We start from the raw sequence: 20,135 nt of genomic DNA, 5'->3' as shown, positions 1-20,135 counted from the left end.
ACTGAGACTGTAAAGTTTTACTCCCTCTTCCCTCTTCCCTCTTTTCACCCTGAGCGAAGCCGACTTGTCTTGAGTGCAGCCGAAGGAAGAACCCTTTTCTTTCTTCCTTCTTCCCTCGGACTTCTTCCCTAGAACCTCGGACTGAAATTCGTTACATCCGTTACATCCGTTACAGAATCCGTTGCCGAACTTCCCTCTTCCTTCATTAAAATGACAATTGATATGGACGATTCACAAATATTCCTCAAAGAAGACGATGTTTTGTCGGCTCCTACCAGCACTTTGATGTATCAATGTACGTTCAAAGTCAACGAATATATGACCATTCTGAATTCAAGATTGCTAGAAGAAAGATTATTGTCAGACGGGATGGATTGCGAGCTTTTAAGTTCAGGAAAAGGCTGGACACAAGGAAAAGTTAGATTGCGCCTGGAGTTCGTTCCGATCGAACCTGAAGTCAAAGAACAAAAAGCCCTTCCCGCCGCCCCGGAAGAATCAGACACCGCTCAAAACAACGCCGAAGATAGCTCAGAGTCTGAGCAAATTGATACAAATGAGCCATTAGATGTCAGCGATTCAACAGAAATCAGTAATGATTTTCCGGTTTCTAGGTATCCAGACAGCAATCCCCACAGTCGAGGAATGTGGAGCTAAGCTGCTACTTACGGGATAGGAAAAGGAGGAAGATTTTTAAATTTTAAGTTCAGAGTTTTGAGTTGAGGAGTTTATGATTGCATCCTTCATACAACTGACAACTGATACCAATTTAAAAAATCCTTGCTGCAACATTCTTAGTTGAGTTTGTCTGCTCAAATATTGTCGGTGGTGCGTCGCTGTAAGATTTTCTGTCTTTTGTTGGGTACGCTCTCTGGCGACACACCCTACGACTACTTGTCATACCAAATCGGGGTTAGATATCCCCGTTATCATTCGGCGGTTGAAACCGCTGCTATACAAACAAAGTCGGCAGTAAGGCCGACTGGTTCATCAAGGGTATCGGAAACCTGGATTTGGTATCAACTGTCAACTGTCAACTGTCAACTGTCAACTGACAACTATGAACTGTAATGCCTGAATCTGCCAATTGGACGCACCTCCACGCTCAACTGCACCGGACACTGCTGCAACGACAAATTTTGCCCTCAAATCAGCGATTGTTAGTAGCAGTATCCGGCGGGCAAGATTCTCTGTGCACGCTCAAATTACTGCTCGATTTGCAGCCCAAATGGGGGTGGAATCTAGCCATTGCTCACTGCGATCACTGCTGGCGTTCTGATTCCCAAAAGAATGCAAATCATGTAGAAAATTTAGCTAAAAATTTCGGAATATCCTACTATTTGCAAACGGCACCGGACATCCCTAAAACCGAAGCAGCGGCCAGACAGTGGCGGTATCAAGCTTTAACCGAAGTTGCGATCGCCCGCAACTACCCCTACATTGTGACAGGCCACACAGCCAGCGATCGCGCGGAAACACTCCTCTACAACCTAATTCGCGGTAGCGGCGCCGACGGACTTTCCGCCCTGACTTGGACGCGCCCCGTTGCCGATTTGCGATTGGGGGATTCTGAGGAAAATCCACAATCGACAATATACTTAGTTCGTCCTTTGCTCGAAATAACCCGATCGCAAACAGGTCAATTTTGTCAAGAGCAAAAGCTACCAATTTGGGAAGATTCTACCAATCAAGACTTGCAATATGCCCGCAACCGAATTCGATCGCAATTATTGCCTTATTTAGAAACTCATTTCAACCCAAGAGCATCGACAGCCCTCGCCCAAACAGCCGAACTCCTGCGCGCCGATGTCGAATATATCGAGATTGCAGCCAGTGCATTGCTACAGCGAGCCATCTCTCCAATTGCAGACAACCCGCAGGTGAAAATTCAACTCCCCGTCAAGTTAAATCGCCCAATTTTGCGAGCAGCACCCCTAGCATTGCAACGGCGGGCAATGCGGCAGGTATTGCAGCAAATATTGCCCTGTGCACCCAGTTTTGACAGCGTAGAAAAACTCACCAGCTTAATCGCAGCGCCCAACCGATCGCAAACCGATCCATTTCCTGGAGGAGCGATCGCCCGAGTTGAAAACCCTTGGATCGCGATCGATCTTTAACTTTAGGCGTTTGGCAGAAAACTCGAAAGAGCTTGGCGCAGATCCGAAACAACCCGATCTTGCTGCTCTCCAGTCTGCTGCACGCGATCGAGTTCTCCCCCCACCGCTTCCAGCTTTTGGCGCAGCCCGCTCAAATTGTCCTGCACCGGTTGCAACATTTCTTGATAAACATTCACCCGGCCCCAGAGTTCCGCCACAGCACCTTTCTGGTTGAACAAATTCTGCTCTAACTGCTTAAGTTCATTGCGTTTCGCTTCACTTTCCCCATTTTGACGGTTGACATTTCCCTCAATTTGAGATATGGAATCCCGCACCTGCTGAATTTCCGTTTCCAGCCGTTGCAATTCTTGGCTTTGCTGCTGGCGTTGAGTATTGAGCTGTGAGACGATCGGCCCCAAATCAATATCTCCGGGCTCTGTTTTTTGAGGATTAGCAGTACCCAAGCGACGCCACAGCACCGCCTGATGCTGCTTCAAAACATTTTCCCGTTCCTGCAAGCGGAGGCGCTGTCCCACCAAAGTTTCATTCAACATCTGATAACTTTCGAGTTCATCGGCCATTTCATTTTCCAAAGCCATGCGATCGTACTCGGAAGCCGCTTGAATTTTGGCTTGCAACTCCTCGATTGTTTCCCGCTGGAGAGTCAACTCCTCCTCTTGATCGTTAACAAACCGGAACACCTTTTCCAAATCCTCTTGCAGGTGTTGCACCAGCCCCTGTAATTCCTCAACCGGCATCTGCTCCAGAGCAGACACATCTACTACCTGCTCCACAGCCCCAGCACCCGAACCAGACGCCAACCCGGAGATTTGCTGGTACATATTCTCAACAGCCTTCACCTGCACAGACATAGACTGAGCCTGTTCCTGCTTAGCGCTGAGGGTACATTGCTGCCCTTTGAGTTGGGCCCGAGCCCCGGCCAAAGCATCTTGGGATTGATACCACTCCTGCCAGCGGCTTTGGAGGCTCTGCCCAAGTCGATCGACCTCTTCCTGCTGTTGCTGAGCGTTTGTGCGTTTTTGCTCCAACTGTTGCCAGTGCAAATCCAGAATTGCCTGCTGAGCGCCCACAACACCAAAAGACTGATTGAGTTGTTCCCGAACTCCAAGGGCTGCAGAAATTGCTCCTCCCAGCTTGTTCATCAACTCCTGAATCCTCCGTGCCTGTTCCTCGTCAACCACCGCCCCCTGAGAAGCCTGAGACTGCTGCTGGGCAACCTGCTGCTGTTCGCCCCGCAACTGTTCCCAAGCCGTCTCCATTTCCGTGCGGCTGCGATCGACCTCTTCTCGCAGTCGGTTAGCTTCATCCCGAGTATTTTCAATTTCCGAGCGTTGAGCCTCCAGGCGCTCCAACTCCTCCTCCATTTGAGCCAACTGCTCTTCGCGGGCTTGCATTTCCATTTCCCGGCGATTGAGTTCCTGACTCGAAAACGTCAGAGAAGCCTTCCACTGCTCAATTTCCTCTTCCTTATCCTTAAACTTGTCCTGCAAGCGGGAGAAATTTTGCAGAATGCTCACCAACTGGCGGGCAGCCTCCTGAATCCGCTGCACTTGCTTGTTAGCGCTCAACTCCACCAGCACCAGCGTGCCGTCGTTAAACTTATTAGCTTCCTCAACTGGGATCGAGTCATCGCCTGGTACGGCGCTCCAGTTGTGTTCGCCCCGCTGACAAGCTAGCAGTTTCAGTTCAGCCTTACCGCCACCGAGACCAAAGCCGCTTCTCTGTTTTTGTACTTCTGCTAGATACAGCACACTAATAGTCCTCTCTTTGGTGTCGTTTGCCCGATCGGGAATAGCATCCTTTTCCAACTGTCTTCAGCACTCGCCGACAGCACTGCTTCTCTCGCACTGCGTCTAGAAAGCACTGCCGCCGCCTGCTTTCTGAACCAATGGGAGAGCAGTATCAATGCCGCTTGATTCAAGACTAGCAAAACTGGGGGGACTGCCATAGCCCAAAGCCGAAAAAGATCAGTCAGTCAAAAACTTTCATTGATTGTATCAGGCTTTCGGTGAGGGTCGATCGCCATCTCGTCCTTTAATTGCCCAAACCGCGTCTTCTCCGCAGGCGGACTAGGGATTTGAACCGCACTGCCTTAGAATAGTGGAATCACGCGAGCCTGTCATCGAGATCTACTCTTGAGCAAAAAGGTCAATGCTTTAAGACAGAACCCAACCGCAAGGACGCACAGCGCAAGGTAAACGTCAAAATTTTGGCGGTCGAAGACTTGAACCAGTCGTCCCTGCCAGCGTTGGACGACGATCGAAAAGCCCAGACAATTGTGTGTGTCATAAACCCCACGCACCAATGCCGGGGTGATGACTGTTAACAATTTACCTAGATTTACCCAGGATTTAGTAGTTAGATTCTCGGTAAGCCAATGGATAGATTGATGAGTATTGGCGAGTTAGCAGAGCTTTAAAGCTGTTAACATACGAAGAGATAAACACATTGAGAGGTCGAATCAATGGCTACCCTAACTTATTGCAAAGGCTTGCCCACACCAGTACACGAACTCAACGAACTAGGATTTACAGATTTCGAGATGTTCTTAGAAGCTTACGCCCCAATTTTTAGGGCTGCAAGCATTGAAACAGTTGACCACTTACTTTTAGGCACAGAGTTCAAGAAATCAGATTGGAACACGCATTTACAGCAAACCTACGGCATCAATAAGCGCCACGCCAATGGTGTAATCAGTTCTGCCAAGGGTCGTGTAGATGGTGCTAAAGAACACAGGATTTTACATCTAAAAGCTCTTGAAGGAAAAATTAAATCTATTGGTGCGTGGCTCAAGAAAGCCGAACGCAAGTTGGTATTAGCTCGTAAGTTCTATGCCAAGAAAAAATGGCAGAAATCAAAAACAGGTTGCAATTTTCCCCTAGCCTGCTCACTTCAATATAAATCCACAAACTGGCAGAATTTGCGCTTTCAAATTCACAACAAAAAGCGTAAACTGACTGGGTTAATTAACAGAGTAGAACATTTAAGGCTTTCGCCAGTCAAAGTCTTCATCCCGATGAGGGATATTTTTGTTGTCGGCTCTAAGGATGAGTCTTTTGGCAATCAAGTCTGCCAGTGGAATGGGGATAAAATAACTTTTAGAGTCCCCAAATGCTTAGAGTCACGATTTGGAAAAACTGTGTCCTCTCTTGTTGGTGATTTCAGCCGCAACATCAACAGACTGCCAGAATGCGGTGCTAAAACCTGGCATTTCTATCGCAAGAATGGAAAGTGGGTTACTGCCGTGCAGTTTACCCCAAATCCCGCGAAGCAGGTTTCGAGAGAGAGAATGTACGGTTGCATTGGTATCGACATAAATCCCGGTTCTATTGGGTGGGTGTATGTCGATTCTGAAGGGAATCTCAAAGCCAAAGGGCAGATCCCATTGCAGATAGGTTTACCCTCCGGCAAGCAACAGGCTCAAATTGTTGATGCTTGTCTGCAACTAGCTGCAAAAGCCACAGAATTTGAATGTCCTGTGGTTTGTGAAGAACTTGATTTCTCAACAAAAAAGCAATCGCTGGGAGAGAAAGGTAGAAAGTATGCTCGAATGTTGTCGGGTTGGGCGTATAGTGAGTTTTATAAACAACTCAGTTCTATTTTGTCGAATCGTGGGATTGAGTTGACAACGGTCAATCCAGCTTATTCAAGCATTATCAGCTTGGTGAAATACCTGAGAATGTATGGCTTAGCTAGTGACGAAGCGGCTGCACTGGTAATTGCTCGTAGGGCAAGCAAGTTAAGTGAAAAAATACCTTGCTCCTTAACCGCCTATTCTGAAGTGAATTCAGAAAAGCACGTTTGGAGCGAGTGGAACAAACTGAATAAAAAAATCAAACGTTCCGCTATGATATCACGTCGTTGTGATTATCAAGCGTGTTTCTAACGGTCGTTTCTTGGTCAACCTCGATACTGAGGAAGCGTAAAGCGCTAAGAAAGAATGTTTCAAACTTATACCGCAGAGTTTACCTAGGTTTGCCTAGGTTTTTATAAGCGGCTTGTAAGACTTAATTCTAGACAGGCTGATGCCTGAAATTGCTGCCCGAAGCTCAAAATCCCCAGGCCTCCATAGCTGGGGAGTATGTCAACAAGAGAAAATCGCCCTTTCGTCAATTCCTAATTGTGCCAGTGGCATCGAACCCGTAAATTCTTGACAGAAACTAAAGTTAATATAAGCGCGATCGCACAGTCTTTCTAATTTCAGACGCCAACGGTTTTAAGGAGGATACTTTAGCTGCATGCAGGGAAATTTGAGTGAAATTGACATCCGCAGCATCCTGCAATTAATTGAGTTAGGTCAGCGCACCGGAGAACTGTTCGTAGAGGCCTACAGCTTCACCGGCAGCTCGGGTAATCTACCTACCCAGCGCTCCGGTGCAGGACAATCCTGGTATGTCTTCTGCTTCAACGGTCAGGTTATTTACGCTACCCAGAGTGCGGGCAGTTTGTTTCGCTTGCGCGACTACCTGCGCCGCTACAAAGCAGACACTGCCCTCGACAAAATCCAACTTCCCTATATGGCATCTACCAATGCCCCAGAATACGGCTACCTGTGGGCGCTGCTAGAAAACCACATCCTCACCCCAGCTCAAGGGCGCAACATCATCCACAGCATGATCCACGAAACCCTGTTTGACTTGCTCAGCCTCCACCAGGGTTCCTTCACTTTTGAAATGGGCTCAGCATTGGCTCCTCAACTCACCAGCTTAGAAATTAGCTCGCTGCTGGCGAAGATTGTCCAACAGGTGCAGCAGTGGAAGCAGTTTCACCCTCACATTCAGTCGCCCAACCAATGCCCGATGATTTCAGATCCCGCCGAGCTCCGAGTCGCCCTGCCTGCCAATACCTTTAATACTCTCAGACGCTGGGCCGACGGTCACACTTCGATCCGCCAAATGGCGCGCTACCTCAACCGAGACGTGCTGACTGTCGCTAAGGCAATTTACCCCTTCGTGCAGCAGGGATTGGTGCAAGTATTTTATGAGCCCTCTGTTGCCCCGGCCAACAATAGGGGGGGGTGGTCGTCTCCAGAAACCAAGGTCAAGAGAGTTGTCTGTATAGACGATGACAATGTGATTCGCAAAACAGTTGAGTCAATTTTAAACGAACAAGGTTACGAAGCTACTGGCATCAGCAGTCCCCTCGAAGCCCTGAGTTTGGTTTTTAAACTCAAACCCGATTTAATTTTGTGCGACATCGCCATGCCCGAACTCGACGGTTACGAAATTTGCGCGATGCTGCGAAATTCTAGCGCTTTCCGGCACACGCCGATCGTCATGCTGACAGGGATCGACGGATTTATCGATCGCGTTAAAGCCCGCATGGCGGGGGCGACTGACTACTTCACCAAACCTTTTGGCGAAAGCGAGTTATTAATGCTGGTAGAAAAATATGTAGGGCCGGGCTATCCTGAGGCCAATCTCTCGGAAAAATTATTAGGGTCTAAGCTAGAAGACGAATTAGAAGCAAAATAAATTCCGCACCGGTGGCATGATTCCAGCTTTTTTGTAGCCGAGGATGCCAGCGCAGTCTCGACATTCAGAGACAGAAAGCTCTTTGCTGCGGGCGATCGCACCATCAACTAGAATGTATAAATTCGCGCGCCCGCCGTCCGGCGTCTGTCAAACTCAGTGCAATTTCTCGATCGCGAAGGGGCCGAAGTCGCTCAAAGTGCAAATATAATATACTTGTTCTCCACTTGCAGCCGATCGCCAAAACAGATGGGCACAGCAACGACTCCTTGAAGCTCAAATTTCAAACAGACTGAACTATCTGGACATACAAGACATCTTCTGTTAAATTTCCCCGGTAAAGCAAACACTGGCTTTATGGCTAAACCGAAATCGGCTCAGGACTCAAATTCACAAGAAAAGACCTTCCAACCAAACTGGAATCCGTTTTGTCAAAAGAAGTCGGGTTGGTTGTCATTGCCCGCAAAGCTGGTTGGTGCAGGTTGGGATTCAATCTTATCTCATGTCCGAACCCGCCCGCAAAAACTGAGATATTGCTTCTCAAATCGGGCGACTTTAGCCCACAATGAGAAATCGTTGAAGATGTCCTCGCCATCATCCACATCTTTAGTTGCAGCCTGGGTGTCAGACTCAGAAAATACCAACAGCAAGTATGCCAAGACCGTTAGTTACCAAGTTTACCCGTGCCATAAATTAGGGGTAATCCGGAAAAAGTGGGTGAGCGCTGTTCGCAAAGTTTACAACATTTCAATTGCTTACCTAGACGAACATCAAGGTTTTAGCAGAATCAGCAATAGTGGAGAAAAGCCAGGCTTAAAAATGGTGCTAAAAACATCAGGTTTAATTCCTAAATGGTGCATCCCTAGAACGCTGGCAGCATTCAAAACCAGGATTCATGATTTAGGTTGGGAATGTGACAAACAAATTGCTTCTGCTTTTGCCACAACTTACGATTTTATATTTTTTCCGACATTTGAGATGTATAAAAGAGTAATTCAAAAAAATCGCATTTTAAGGAGTAAAACGGCGACATCAATGATGAATTTGGCTGGCAAAAATCCAGGAAAACCTTACAAAACTTGTGTTGCCTTGACGGTTCCAAGTTAGTTGGGAGCAAAGACGAACCCACCTCTAAAACATTCGTGCCGTGGGAAAAATTATACTTAAAATTGGGTGGTTGCCCAAATTGTAAGTTTCCTGACTGTGGGTATGAAATTTCTAGAGATTCCCCGGTTGTAAAGATTTTGGGGAAAGCTTTGTGGGATAAAATATCGATCGCTAATGTCCGAGCTCCCTCGTGTTGTACTTAGCATCTAGCAGGAAGTCTAAAATTATCCGAATCTTCAGGGTAAAAGTATCAGATAGTTAATAGCAGCAACAAAATAGGGAATTATGTAGAAAAAAGGCAACCTGCACCAGTGGAAGTTTTTAGGTCTCAACCCCAGCAGGATTGGCGCAAGGAATTAGTCATAAATACTGCCAACACATTTACAAAAAGGACGGTTATAGTTATGTTTCAGAGACCGAACTCCCATTTTCCTCCCAACACCGACTTGAGTACGGGTACGATGTGGGTTTCCCAGAGAGAAGAATTATGATTAGTGGCGGCCCAGACTTTATATTACCAGGACAAGGCATAGATCAGGCTCCGGAATTCCAAGAACTAGAAACTCCCGAAGGCGAGCTGCACCTGCGGTTCTACGTTCCTTCGGGGAACGAGTTCGCACTGCCGGCGACAGGGATTAGAGAGGTGCTATCCCCCTCCCCAGACCGAATGACACCGATTCCTAACGTTTCCTCTTTGCTTTTAGGTACGCTAAACATGAGAGGGCGAGTGATTTGGGTGGCCGATCTGGGCCAATTTCTGGGAGACCAAACACCTCTGAACACCGATCGACCCGAAATCCCGATCGTGGCTGTGGAAGACCAAGACACGATTTTGGGGCTGGCAGTCGATCGAATTGTGGGGATGGACTGGCTCGACGTAGACCAACTGCACTCTCAGAACAATGCACCAGACGGCATGATTCCATTTCTGAGGGGAGAATGGATGTTAGGTGCACCAGCGACTAAAGTGCTCCGACTGCTAGATCAAGTGAAAATTCTGCGCTCTGCGCGGTGGGCAGCGTGAAATCGATTTTAGATTTGCGATTTGCGATTTTCGATTGGGGTCTAACTATCAACAGTCACAGGACTTGAGGCACGCATCTAAACATTCCAGCAAGATAAAAATCTAAAATCTCAAATCTAAAATCTAAAATCAAAAGAGGGCGGCAAATGGCAACAAGTACCAACTTTCAGCAGGACTACCAACGGGCAGAAGCGGCCTACATGGATGGCAACTATTCAGAAGCCGCGGCCCTAGTTTATCAATTAGTAGAAGATTTCCCGGAAGACCCGAGCGCTAGGCTGCTGTGCGGGCACATCTACTGCTACGGACTGCAACAGTATGAGGTGGCACGGGAACAGTACATGGTGGTGCTGAGCCTGAGTGACGACCCGAGTTTGGTCGAACACGCTCACGGCGGTATTAGCCACACAGACCAATTTTTATCCGGAGAACTGCACACGGAAAGTTTCGAGGCTTTGTCTGCGGAAACTGAATTGGAATTCTACCCAGACTTGTCTCTGGAAGAAGGGTTGGAAGACCCGGATTTAGCACTTTTCCAAGGAAATTCCCCATCCGTGTCCTATGGGAGTCAATCGCCGCAGGATATGGAAAACGAGGACTTGGCAGATTTGGGCATGAGCGGGTTGGAGTGGGAACCACAAGACAGCAGTGCTGCAACCTCTGTCGAAGATTTAAGTAACCCCTTTGCTGGGGACAGCGGCGCAATGGCAGCTTATGCTGATGCGTCCGAGCCGCTAGACATGGACGAATTCGGCTCGGATTTGGGAGATCCTTTTGGCCTAGATGACCCTGGGTTTGAGGCTGGTGACTTCTCTGATAGCAAAGTTTCTGGTTCCAAGGCGCCTTATTCAGGAGAGTTGTTTTCAGAAGCTCCAACTCAGGTACTCAACGGTCAAAGTTTTGCTGGTTCCCAAAGCGGGAATTCCTTCGACTCGCAGCAATTAGACTCCCCCACCGGGCCGTCTGACAATTTTGGCGAACCTTTTGCACCGCTCGATTTGCCAGACGAACTTGACTTGAATGATGACGATTACGACTATCAATCCCCGCCCGTGACCGGGCAAAATCAAGGTCAGAAGCCACCCCTGTCAGAAGAGGCAGACCCTTTTGCTCAGCCGATGTCCTCGGGTTTTGGGTCTTCTCGATCGCAAAGCAAGCAGCCGAATATTGACTCGGAATACTCGTCAAATTATTCGCTGGCGGAAGACGAAACGCTGTTGATGGGAGGTGCTGTCCCCAATTCTCACTCGTCAAGGTCGAGCCGGGGACAATTTAATTCGGCCGATCGATCGAACTCTAACAGAAACGGTTACGGCGACTCGGAACCACCGGCATTTGGCTCCATAGACAGCTTTGAGTTAGATGCTTTTGATGACGACGCTTTTAGCGATTCTTTCTCTCTGGATGAAAACGAGCAAGCCACTGCTTTCGGGGCTGCAACCAAGAACAGCAGCGACTGGTCGTCAAAAACAGGGAACACTCAAGAACACAGCGGCTTTTTAGACGAATTTGACGATTTTGACGATTTGGGCAATTTGCCGGATTTTGATATCTCAGAAGATGCGAACAGTTCGATCCTGAGAGGTAACACCAATTTTGGCAACTCGACCAGCGGCATGATGGGTACGAGCGGCAGCGGTCTGGACTTTGACAACAGCGACGGCTCGGCAATTCGAGACGACGAAATTTTTAGCATTTCCGGCCCTGCTGATGCGTCGGTGCCGACTTTTGCTCCCACAGACACTGAAGCGATCGATACTTCGGTGACTGTAGAACAGGGCGGACTGGCTTTCTTGGAAAATGCCCCTCTGTTTACCAAACAGTTGTACACGGCGATCGGGGCCGGATTGGTTTCTCTGGTAGCTGTGGCTTTCGTGACGAACATTGCTTCCTATCAAGCTCTGAAGCAAGACAAGCCGGAGGCGATCGTTTACCTGCGCCAAACAGGCTGGGTAATGACGGCAGCGGCAGGCTTTACGAGCTTTTTGACTTCTTGGGGCATCGGGCAGTTGATCGCCAAGCAGGTACGCAAGTCTTCGGACAATTTGCAAGCTCAGTTCGATGCTGTATCTCAAGGAACTTTGGACGCTCGGGCTACGATTTACTCGGAAGATGAATTTGGCAAAATGGCTGCTAAATTCAACCACATGGCGAAGGTGATCCAAACTACGATTAGCGATACCAGACGCAAGTCTGACGAGCAGGAACAGGCAAAAGAAGATTTGCAGCGCCAAGTGATTCGCTTGCTAGATGACGTGGAAGGAGCGGCTCGGGGTGACTTGACGGTGACGGCGGAAGTGACGGCAGACGTTTTGGGCGCTGTTGCTGACTCGTTTAACTTGACAATTCAAAACCTGCGCGAAATCGTCCATCAGGTGAAGCAGGCGGCTCGGGAGGTTAGCAAAGGCGCTACGGATAGTGCCAAGTTTGCGGGCGATTTGTCTTCTGACGCGCTGCGGCAGGCTGAGGAACTGGCGGCGACGCTGAATTCGGTGCAAGTCCTCACTGATGCGATTCAGCGGGTCGCAGAGAGTGCTAGAGAGGCGGAAGAAGTGGCTCGGGGCGCGGCGGCAACGGCTCTGAAAGGGGGCGAGGCTGTGGAGCGGACGGTGGCCGGGATTTTGGAAATTCGAGAAACTGTAGCAGAAACCACGAGAAAAGTCAAGAGGTTGGCGGAAGCTTCTCAAGAAATTTCTAAGATTGTGGGTTTGATTGCGGCGATCGCCTCTCGGACGAATTTGTTGGCTCTTAACGCTAGTATTGAGGCGGCGAGAGCTGGGGAGTCGGGTAGGGGTTTTGCGATCGTGGCGGATGAGGTGCGACAGTTGGCAGATCGATCGGCGAAATCTTTGAAAGAAATCGAACAGATCGTGATGCAAATTCAAAGTGAAACCGGCGCGGTAATGACGGCGATGGAAGAAGGGACGCAGCAGGTGATTGAGGGGACAAGATTGGCAGAACAGGCGAAGCGATCGCTTGAAGATATCATTCAAGTTACCAATCGCATTGACGTGTTAGTGCGATCGATTACTGCGGACACTGTAGAACAGAATGAAACAGCTCGTTCGGTGGCCGCTGTGATGCAGGCTGTCGAGCTAACTGCTCAGGAAACGTCCCAAGAAGCGCAGCGAGTTTCGGGTGCTTTGCAAAATTTGGTAGGCGTTGCTCGCGACCTTTTGACATCGGTGGAAAGGTTCCGAGTAGAAACAGCAGAAAGACAATAATTGATTGTTTAATGCTTTTCTTACTTCCTGATTTACAAGCACGTTAGTGTGGCAATGATGGCAAACAAAAAGCAACCTCGCAGCCTTAAAACCGCTGCGGGGATGCCAATTCAGCACCTAAACAAACTAGGAGTTGTACAGATGAACGATAACATAGTAGAGGTTATTCCTGGGATATTTGGTGAGATTCAGCCGACGGGCTGTATTATCTCTACTTTAACCAGATCTAGCAGTGGCTATTCCAACAAAAGAGTTCGGATTAACGGTGAATGGAAAACGCTTACTGTTCATCGTTTGGTATTAGAAAATATTTTAGGTCGTCCGATTAGATCCGAATACTTTTGTTGCCATACTTGTGATGTTCGTAACTGCATTAATCCCAACCATTTATGGGAAGGATCTAGACTGGAAAATTCTCAAGATAGGTTTAGAAAAGGACGGGTTAAAGATGTAGGAAGCACATCTGCTCCTAAACCTCAAAAACAACTGCGAGGCGTAGAAATAATTCCCGGTATTAGGGCCGAAATACAGCCGAATGGCTGCATGATTTGTATCTTGGCTAAAAGAAGTGATGGTTACGCCATTAAGGGTACTAAAATTAATGGCAAAACTAAAAGTTTCTACGCTCACAGATTGGTACTGGAACACAAACTGGGACGACCTGTAAAACCTGGTTATTTTGCGTGTCACAGTTGCGACGATCGCGGTTGTGTCAACCCCGATCATTTGTGGGAAGGAACTCCCGCCGATAACTCCCGCGATTCTATAGAAAAAAACCGCTTTCCTTTCGTTCAGGGCAAGATATGTCCTACCCGCAAGCTAAAACCCGAACAGGTGCAGCAGATTCGCTATCTTTTAGGTGAGGGGATCTCGAAAGCAGAAATAGCTAGGAGATTTGCAATATCTCGCAGTCAGATTATTCTGTTGTCAAGGGGAGAGATTTACAGAGACATTCTCTAAGAATACTAAAATAGACCCAATACAATAACGCTTAAAATCAGGAATAAAACTATGCTGCCGGAACAACAACAGAGGATTATGGGCTACTTTATTGAGGAGGCAAAAGACCACCTCAATACGATCGAGCAAGGGTTGCTGAACCTGCAAGCGACGATCGAAGACCCAGAACTGGTTAACGAAGTATTTAGGGCTGCTCACTCTGTCAAAGGAGGAGCCGCAATGCTAGGCCTGACGAGCATTCAGCAAACATCTCACCGACTGGAAGATAGTTTTAAAATTTTAAAAGAGTGCAGCGTTAAAGTTGACCAACAGCTAGAGTCGCTGTTTTTGCGAATTTTTGACACGTTGCAAGGGCTGTTAGAGCAACTGTCGGGGCCTTTTGGGCTGACAGAGGAATTGGGAGAGCAGATGGTTCGAGAATTAGAACCTGTATTTGAAGAACTTAACGGGCACTTGGGAGGACTTGTCGGACACTGCGTTAACGATGACGAGAGCAGCCCGCTGCCAGTACCACAAGCAGTTATGGCCCGAATGGGAGCCGGGGCGTTTAACTCATCAGTGAGTTTTGCGGAGTCGGATTCAGGTTACGCATCTGATGTCACAGCAACGGAAGAAAGCGCGCTGCACCTGGTATTTGACTCGGATGTGCCGGCGAGGATGCGGGAAATGCTGCAAGAGTTCAAACAGCCTGAGGGCTCTGAGAGCAGGCGACAACTTAGGAATATTTGTCGGAACTTGAAAATGGCGGGGGAGGACTTTGAACTGCCCGAGTGGATAGAATTGATCGCTGCGGTAGAAAAGGCGATCGCCAACCCAGAAAATACCTACCGCACCTTAGCCCCAACGGTCATCAAAGACATCAAACAAGCGCAAGAACAGGTACTTTCGGGTAATTCTGGGTCGATCGCACCCAGTGCCAAACTTCTGGCCCTGATACCCGTGGCTGTGGTTCCCGAAACAGATTTTGAAGACTTGCTGGCCTTCGCTCAACCGGGTACGTTGGGTTCAAAGGCGGTTTCTGTTGAAGATGCAGCCTGGGATCTGGCTTTGGGCGGCGATTCCCCGGATGGATTGAACAAGTTGCAGCCAACTATTTCAGGGCTGAGCATAGACGAGCTGTTCGAGCAACTCGACGGCGACGAGAGCGACGATTACGCCGGAGGTCGATCGCCGTTGGACACTTCCCCGAGCTTCGGAGAATCAGATGTAGAGACTGGTTCTTTTAGAATCTCGACGCGCACGGGCCCGGAAGTGGGGGCGGCCGAACTCAACACCTTAGCAGACTTGTTTGAAGGCGAATCTCCGGATCTCGACGGCGCTTGGGAAGAAGAAGAAGATCTCGACTACGTACAATCTGCTTCTAGGATGCCGACGGGGGGAATCATGGAATTAGACGATGATGACAATTCCGGCGATTTTACTGATTTGTTGTTTGACGAATACGGTGAGGAAAATTCGGAAACGAATGCGGCGCATCCTTTGGAGGACCTCACGAGTTTGTTTGGGGACGATTTGCTGTTTGGAGGCGAGGCTGATGGTTCGGCGGTGGCAGCCGATCGGGAAAATGCGGGTTTGAAGCAGCCGCCAACTCGCAAACAGCTTGAAACTGGTAACAGGCAAGGTTTGGATCGGGGAGAGGGCAGGGCGGGCATTACCAGGAGGCAAGCTGATGAAGATGCTCTCGGTACGCTTTTGGACGAAGTGGCGGCCCAAACTTCTGTTGTGACGGCAGATGCTGATTTGGATAACTTGTTCGGCAATTTAGGTTCATCTGAGGAAGCGGCTGTGCCGGCAGTCTCCGAGGAGTATGCTCTCAACCCTGATGCTTTCGACGCAGAATTTTTGGATGCCGCAGGTGGTGGCAATGATTCAGGGGATGCAGAAAAACCGGCTGTAGCCGAAATAGATGATTTCGAGTTGCTCTCTGAGGTGGAGGAAGACTCGGATTTCAGCGAGCTGTTGAGCATTACTTCTGATTTCCTTTCTTCTGAAGGTGAAGGTGGGGAGAGCAGGGGCCATCGATCTTCAGCTACTGGCAGCACACCAAATGAGGAAAGTGGCAGCGTTAACATGACATCAAATTCTGATTCTGATTCTGATTTAGATATTTCTGCGGATGGAGATTGGCTAGAAGATGCTTTTGGCCTGGAAGACGAGTCTGCACAATCAACCAACCTGGATCTGGAGGATACAGATTTAGATGCGCTGTTTGGGGATATTACCTCGGACTCGATTTCTGAGGATGAGGAGGCTGGGCGCGATCGTCCGGCGGTTCCTTCCCGAGAGGCGGCGGATTTGGCAGATCTGTTCGGTTCTGTACCTACGGGTACTGAGTATGACGGGGAAGATTCGCCAGAAGAAGTCGATGGGGATTGGTTGAATTTAAATGTGGATTCTCCATTGCCCAGTGCTGGTACGGCTGCGGATGAGGGCGACTTGGCGAGTTTGTTCTCGGACTCGGAGGCGACTGTTTCGGAGGCAGGCTTGGCAGATTTGGCGGCGGTTGAATTTGGAGTATTGTCCGATCGTCCCGATCCAGAAATTGCCAGTGCCGAGTCTGATGAGGGCAGTTTCGATTTGTTGGAGGATATGTTTGGCGAAGCGCCTCCTGCGTCGGTGGATGCCGAAGCTGATTTTGATTTGCAGGAGTTGTCGGCCGAAGTTGCTGAGGGTTTGTTCGAGTCTGAAGGTGCGGATTTGTTCGATCGAACCCAAACAGATGCCGCTAGTGAATCCGAGGAGGAAGATGATTTGTTTGCCGCGCTGGAAACCGATTTTTCGGCTGGCGATTTAGAGGCGCTGTCGGCAGAATCTCTCGATGGTATGTTTGACGGCGATGCTGATTTGCTGGCTGCTCTCGAAACCGGGGCGACTCTCAATACCGAAGAGTTGGATGCTTTTGATGACTTGTTGGATTCGCTAGATGCTGGACCTCTGGTGACTTCGGAACTGACGGGCTTTGGCGACGATGACGAAGAATCGAGCGAAGCCGGTGCTGCGGAGTTGGAAGATGAGTCGCTGGCGGACTTTTTTAGCGACATTCAATCAGGCACTGAGGATTCCGAAGGCAATTTTGACGATTTAGAAGCGCTGTTAATCGCAGGCGGTGCTGGGGTGGCAATGGCCGCCTCTGGGGGTGCAAATCCAAGTCCGGTAACGACGGAAGTTTTCTCCGATCTCGAAGATCTGCTGAGCGAGAGCGCAACTATGCCGGAAATTCCAGCACCGGCGAAAACTGCCCGCAAAGCTCCACCCCCTCCTGCTGCGGAGAGCGACGACGAATTTGGCGACTTAGAAAAACTGCTGGAAGATCCAAAGGACAGCGGCCGTCAAGGCGAAACCAATATCGGACAGTCGGCGGTCAACAACAGACCCAGGCGGAATCCCCGCGCGGGCGGGTTCGGCGACCAAACCATGCGCGTACCGGTCAAGCAACTGGACAACCTCAGCAACTTGATGGGCGAACTGGTAGTCAACCGCAACAGTTTGGAGCAAGACCAAGAACGGATGCGGCAGTTTTTGGACAATTTGCTGCACCAGGTGACGCTGCTGAGCGATGTCAGCCAACGGACTCAGGATTTCTACGAGCGGAGTCTTTTGGAGATTGCTTTGCTAGCAAACCGTCAGGGACACCGATCGGCTTGGCGCAATGAGGAGGGGCCCCAAAACCGGGGGGAAAGTGCCTGGAGACCAGAGGAAATGGACAGGTTTACTCCTTTCCACAGTTTGGCTCAGGAGATTATCGAGCTGATCGTGCGGGTGCGGGAGTCGGCGGCGGACATTGAGTTTTTGGTGGATGAGGCGGATCAGGTGACTCGCCAACTGCGCCAAGTCACGACTCAACTGCAAGAAGGTTTGACTCGCGCCCGGATGAAGCCGTTTGCGGAGACGACGGACAGGCTGTTCCGGGCGGTGCGGGAAATTGGGATTAAGTGCGGCAAGCAGGCTCAGTTGCAGGTTGAGGGTAAGGATATTTTGATCGACAAGATGATTGTGGATCAGCTTTATGACCCGATGACTCACTTGGTGAACAATGCGATTACCCACGGGATCGAAGCGCCGGAGGTGCGTCTGGCGGCCGGGAAGCCTGCGATGGGCAGGATTACGATTCGGGCTTTCCACCAAGGGAATCAAACGGTGGTTTCGGTTTCTGACGATGGGGCGGGAATTGACCCGCAAAAGGTGAAGGCGAAGGCGATCAAGCAGAATTTGCTGACGGCGGCTCAGGCTCAGAGGATGTCTCGCTCGGAAGTTTACAATTTGCTGTTTATGCCCGGTTTCAGCACTCAGGAACAGGCGACGGAGTACGCGGGCCGGGGGGTCGGTATGAACGTTGTAGAGACCTCGCTGCACGAAATTCGGGGGACTGTGGGGATTGATTCGACGATCGGCAAAGGTACAGTATTTACCATCCGTTTGCCTCTGGTGTTGAGTATTTCTAAGGCTCTGACTTGCATTAGCGATCGAGCAAGGATTGCTTTCCCGATGGACGGGGTGGAGGACATGATCGATGTGCCTCGCGATCAGGTGACGACGGGGGCGGACGGTTTGCCTTGCATTGAGTGGCGGGGTTCGATTTTGCCGTTCCGCCCGCTGCGGGATTTGTTGGGTTACAACCGCCATTTGGGCCGGGGCAGCGTTTACGGGTTTAATACTGACGATGACATGATTTCGGTGATCGTGCTGCGCTCTGCTGGCAATTTCTTGGCGGTGCAGGTGGATCAGGTTTCGACGGAACAGGAAATCGTGATCAAGCAGTTGGAGGGGCCTGTGCCGAAGCCGATCGGGATTGCGGGTGCTACGGTGCTCGGGGATGGCCGGATTGTGGCGATCGCGGATGTTCTGGAATTGATCGATTTGGCTACTGGAAGGCTGCGGAAGGAAGCTGGCGGTACGCTTTGGGATGAGAGCGATCGAGCTGCTGCTGAGGCGGAAGTTGAGAAGACTGAGCCTACTGTGTTGATTGTGGATGATTCGATTACGGTGCGATCGCTCTTGTCGATTACTTTTGAGAAGGCTGGCTACCGAGTTGAGGAAGCTCGCGACGGTAAGGAAGCTTGGGAAAAGATGAAGTCTGGCCTGCCTTGCGATATCGTGTTCTGCGATATTGAGATGCCGAGAATGGATGGTTTGGAACTACTTTCTCGGATGCAGAAGGATACGGTTTTGTGCGAATTGCCGATCGCGATGCTAACTTCTCGCGGTGCTGACAGACACCGCCAAATGGCTTACAGTTTGGGTGCGAAGGGCTATTTCACTAAGCCTTATTTGGAGGAACAGTTGCTTGATGCTGCTGGTCGAATGCTGAAGGGTGAGGTTGTTGGTGCTCCGGCTATGGCTTAGGCGGTTGATGTTTGAAAGGCGGTGAGTCCTGTGGGGATTAAAGTCCTCACAGGATTTGTATCATAGGGCGATCGATTACAGTATTTCTGAGCGATGATTTACCGCAATAAGTAAGGTTCGTAGTGCGGACTGAAGTCCGCAAATTGAGCGGACTAAAGTCCGCACTACGAACCATTTTTGTTATGTTAATCGATCGGATATAATATAAGTCATAATGTAGTTAATTAGCAAAAAGTGGAATATCTATCATGAAGAAACGATTATTTTTGAAAGCGGGTATAGCAACAGTAAGCATGGCATGGTTATCGTCCTGTGTGCCTGGAAATTCAGATGTTATGGCTGCTTCTAAGGAGGTTTTTGAAGTTGCTAAAACTGAGGAAGAGTGGCGCAAACTTTTGACTCCGGCACAGTTTAATGTGTTGCGAAAACACGCTACTGAACGCTCTCATACTAGCATTCTCGACAAGCAATACGGGAAGGGAATTTATGCCTGTGCTGGGTGTGATTTGCCAGTTTATACGTCGCAAACTAAATTTGATAGCGGTACTGGTTGGCCGAGTTTTTACGATCCGATCAAAGGGGCGATCGCGACATCGATCGATAATTCGCTGTTTGGGACTAGAATTGAGGTGCATTGCCGTCGCTGCGGCGGGCATTTGGGTCATGTATTTGATGACGGGCCTGCACCTACTGGTAAACGCTACTGCATGAATGGTGTGGCGATGAAGTTTATTGCTGGCTGAGGTTCTTTGACTGCGATAAAGAAACCGGGTTTCTGCGTAAATCTTAGCTGCGATGCTTAAATTATCGTAGAAACCAGGTTTCTTGGATGTGCGCGGGGGATCTGTGCGCGGGGGTTCAGAAACCGGGTTTCTTCCTACAATCTTAGCTA

Annotated in this window: 12 protein-coding genes; 11 read left to right on the top strand and 1 reads right to left on the bottom strand. The window is 49.4% G+C overall.

The window, feature by feature from the left end; translation table 11 throughout:
* Positions 1-222 precede the first annotated feature (222 nt).
* Positions 223-654 (top strand): KGK domain-containing protein, encoded by a 432-nt coding sequence (locus JGK39_RS14690; protein ID WP_293251007.1) that lies wholly within the window; start codon positions 223-225, stop codon positions 652-654.
* A gap of 413 nt (positions 655-1,067) precedes the next feature.
* Entirely contained in the window at positions 1,068-2,114 is a 1,047-nt protein-coding gene (gene tilS / locus JGK39_RS14685) for a tRNA lysidine(34) synthetase TilS (protein ID WP_293251004.1), read from the top strand.
* A gap of 2 nt (positions 2,115-2,116) precedes the next feature.
* On the opposite strand, the gene hmpF is transcribed toward tilS, so the two are convergent.
* Entirely contained in the window at positions 2,117-3,922 is a 1,806-nt protein-coding gene (gene hmpF, locus JGK39_RS14680) for a pilus motility taxis protein HmpF (protein ID WP_366048887.1), read from the bottom strand.
* 656 nt (positions 3,923-4,578) lie between these two features.
* Between hmpF and JGK39_RS14675 the strand changes: the two genes are divergently transcribed.
* The 9 genes from JGK39_RS14675 (at position 4,579) to msrB (ending at position 19,986) form a co-directional block, all read left to right on the top strand.
* Entirely contained in the window at positions 4,579-6,000 is a 1,422-nt protein-coding gene (locus tag JGK39_RS14675) for a hypothetical protein (protein ID WP_293251001.1), read from the top strand.
* Between the two features lie 352 nt (positions 6,001-6,352).
* The gene (locus tag JGK39_RS14670; protein WP_293250998.1) at positions 6,353-7,588 is read left to right on the top strand and encodes a response regulator; all 1,236 of its coding nucleotides are present in this window, start codon (positions 6,353-6,355) and stop codon (positions 7,586-7,588) included.
* 43 nt (positions 7,589-7,631) lie between these two features.
* Entirely contained in the window at positions 7,632-7,796 is a 165-nt protein-coding gene (locus JGK39_RS14665) for a hypothetical protein (RefSeq protein ID WP_293250995.1), read from the top strand.
* Positions 7,797-7,942: 146 nt separating this feature from the next.
* Positions 7,943-8,692: a hypothetical protein gene (locus JGK39_RS14660; RefSeq protein WP_293250992.1), complete on the top strand. Its 750-nt coding sequence runs from the start codon at positions 7,943-7,945 to the stop codon at positions 8,690-8,692.
* Positions 8,693-9,182: 490 nt separating this feature from the next.
* Positions 9,183-9,716: a chemotaxis protein CheW gene (locus JGK39_RS14655; protein WP_293251166.1), complete on the top strand. Its 534-nt coding sequence runs from the start codon at positions 9,183-9,185 to the stop codon at positions 9,714-9,716.
* A gap of 146 nt (positions 9,717-9,862) precedes the next feature.
* Positions 9,863-12,940 carry a methyl-accepting chemotaxis protein gene (locus tag JGK39_RS14650; RefSeq protein ID WP_293250989.1) on the top strand — a complete coding sequence of 1,026 codons (3,078 nt, stop codon included), beginning with the start codon at positions 9,863-9,865 and terminating at the stop codon, positions 12,938-12,940.
* Between the two features lie 141 nt (positions 12,941-13,081).
* Entirely contained in the window at positions 13,082-13,900 is an 819-nt protein-coding gene (locus JGK39_RS14645) for an HNH endonuclease (RefSeq protein WP_293250986.1), read from the top strand.
* A 51-nt stretch (positions 13,901-13,951) separates the two neighbouring features.
* On the top strand, positions 13,952-19,243 hold the full coding sequence (locus JGK39_RS14640) for a response regulator (RefSeq protein ID WP_293250983.1): 5,292 nt from the start codon (positions 13,952-13,954) through the stop codon (positions 19,241-19,243).
* A 335-nt stretch (positions 19,244-19,578) separates the two neighbouring features.
* A complete protein-coding gene (gene msrB, locus JGK39_RS14635) occupies positions 19,579-19,986 on the top strand; it encodes a peptide-methionine (R)-S-oxide reductase MsrB (RefSeq protein ID WP_293250980.1) in 408 nt (135 codons plus the stop codon).
* Positions 19,987-20,135: the final 149 nt, after the last annotated feature.

Source organism: Microcoleus sp. PH2017_12_PCY_D_A, from assembly GCF_020738565.1.
Classification (GTDB): Bacteria; Cyanobacteriota; Cyanobacteriia; order Cyanobacteriales; family Microcoleaceae; genus Microcoleus.
The sequence above is the reverse complement of the archived record's forward strand: the minus strand, read 5'-3'. Positions and strand labels throughout refer to the sequence as shown.

Bases quoted from the DNA above. Each gene is read 5' to 3' on its own strand.
- JGK39_RS14660 (WP_293250992.1), top strand. From the start codon at position 7,943: ATGGCTAAACCGAAATCGGCTCAGGACTCAAATTCACAAGAAAAGACC.
- JGK39_RS14675 (WP_293251001.1), top strand. From the start codon at position 4,579: ATGGCTACCCTAACTTATTGCAAAGGCTTGCCCACACCAGTACACGAA.
- msrB (WP_293250980.1), top strand. From the start codon at position 19,579: ATGGCTGCTTCTAAGGAGGTTTTTGAAGTTGCTAAAACTGAGGAAGAG.
- JGK39_RS14645 (WP_293250986.1), top strand. From the start codon at position 13,082: ATGAACGATAACATAGTAGAGGTTATTCCTGGGATATTTGGTGAGATT.
- JGK39_RS14640 (WP_293250983.1), top strand. From the start codon at position 13,952: ATGCTGCCGGAACAACAACAGAGGATTATGGGCTACTTTATTGAGGAG.
- JGK39_RS14665 (WP_293250995.1), top strand. From the start codon at position 7,632: ATGCCAGCGCAGTCTCGACATTCAGAGACAGAAAGCTCTTTGCTGCGG.
- JGK39_RS14670 (WP_293250998.1), top strand. From the start codon at position 6,353: ATGCAGGGAAATTTGAGTGAAATTGACATCCGCAGCATCCTGCAATTA.
- JGK39_RS14650 (WP_293250989.1), top strand. From the start codon at position 9,863: ATGGCAACAAGTACCAACTTTCAGCAGGACTACCAACGGGCAGAAGCG.
- JGK39_RS14690 (WP_293251007.1), top strand. From the start codon at position 223: ATGGACGATTCACAAATATTCCTCAAAGAAGACGATGTTTTGTCGGCT.
- tilS (WP_293251004.1), top strand. From the start codon at position 1,068: ATGCCTGAATCTGCCAATTGGACGCACCTCCACGCTCAACTGCACCGG.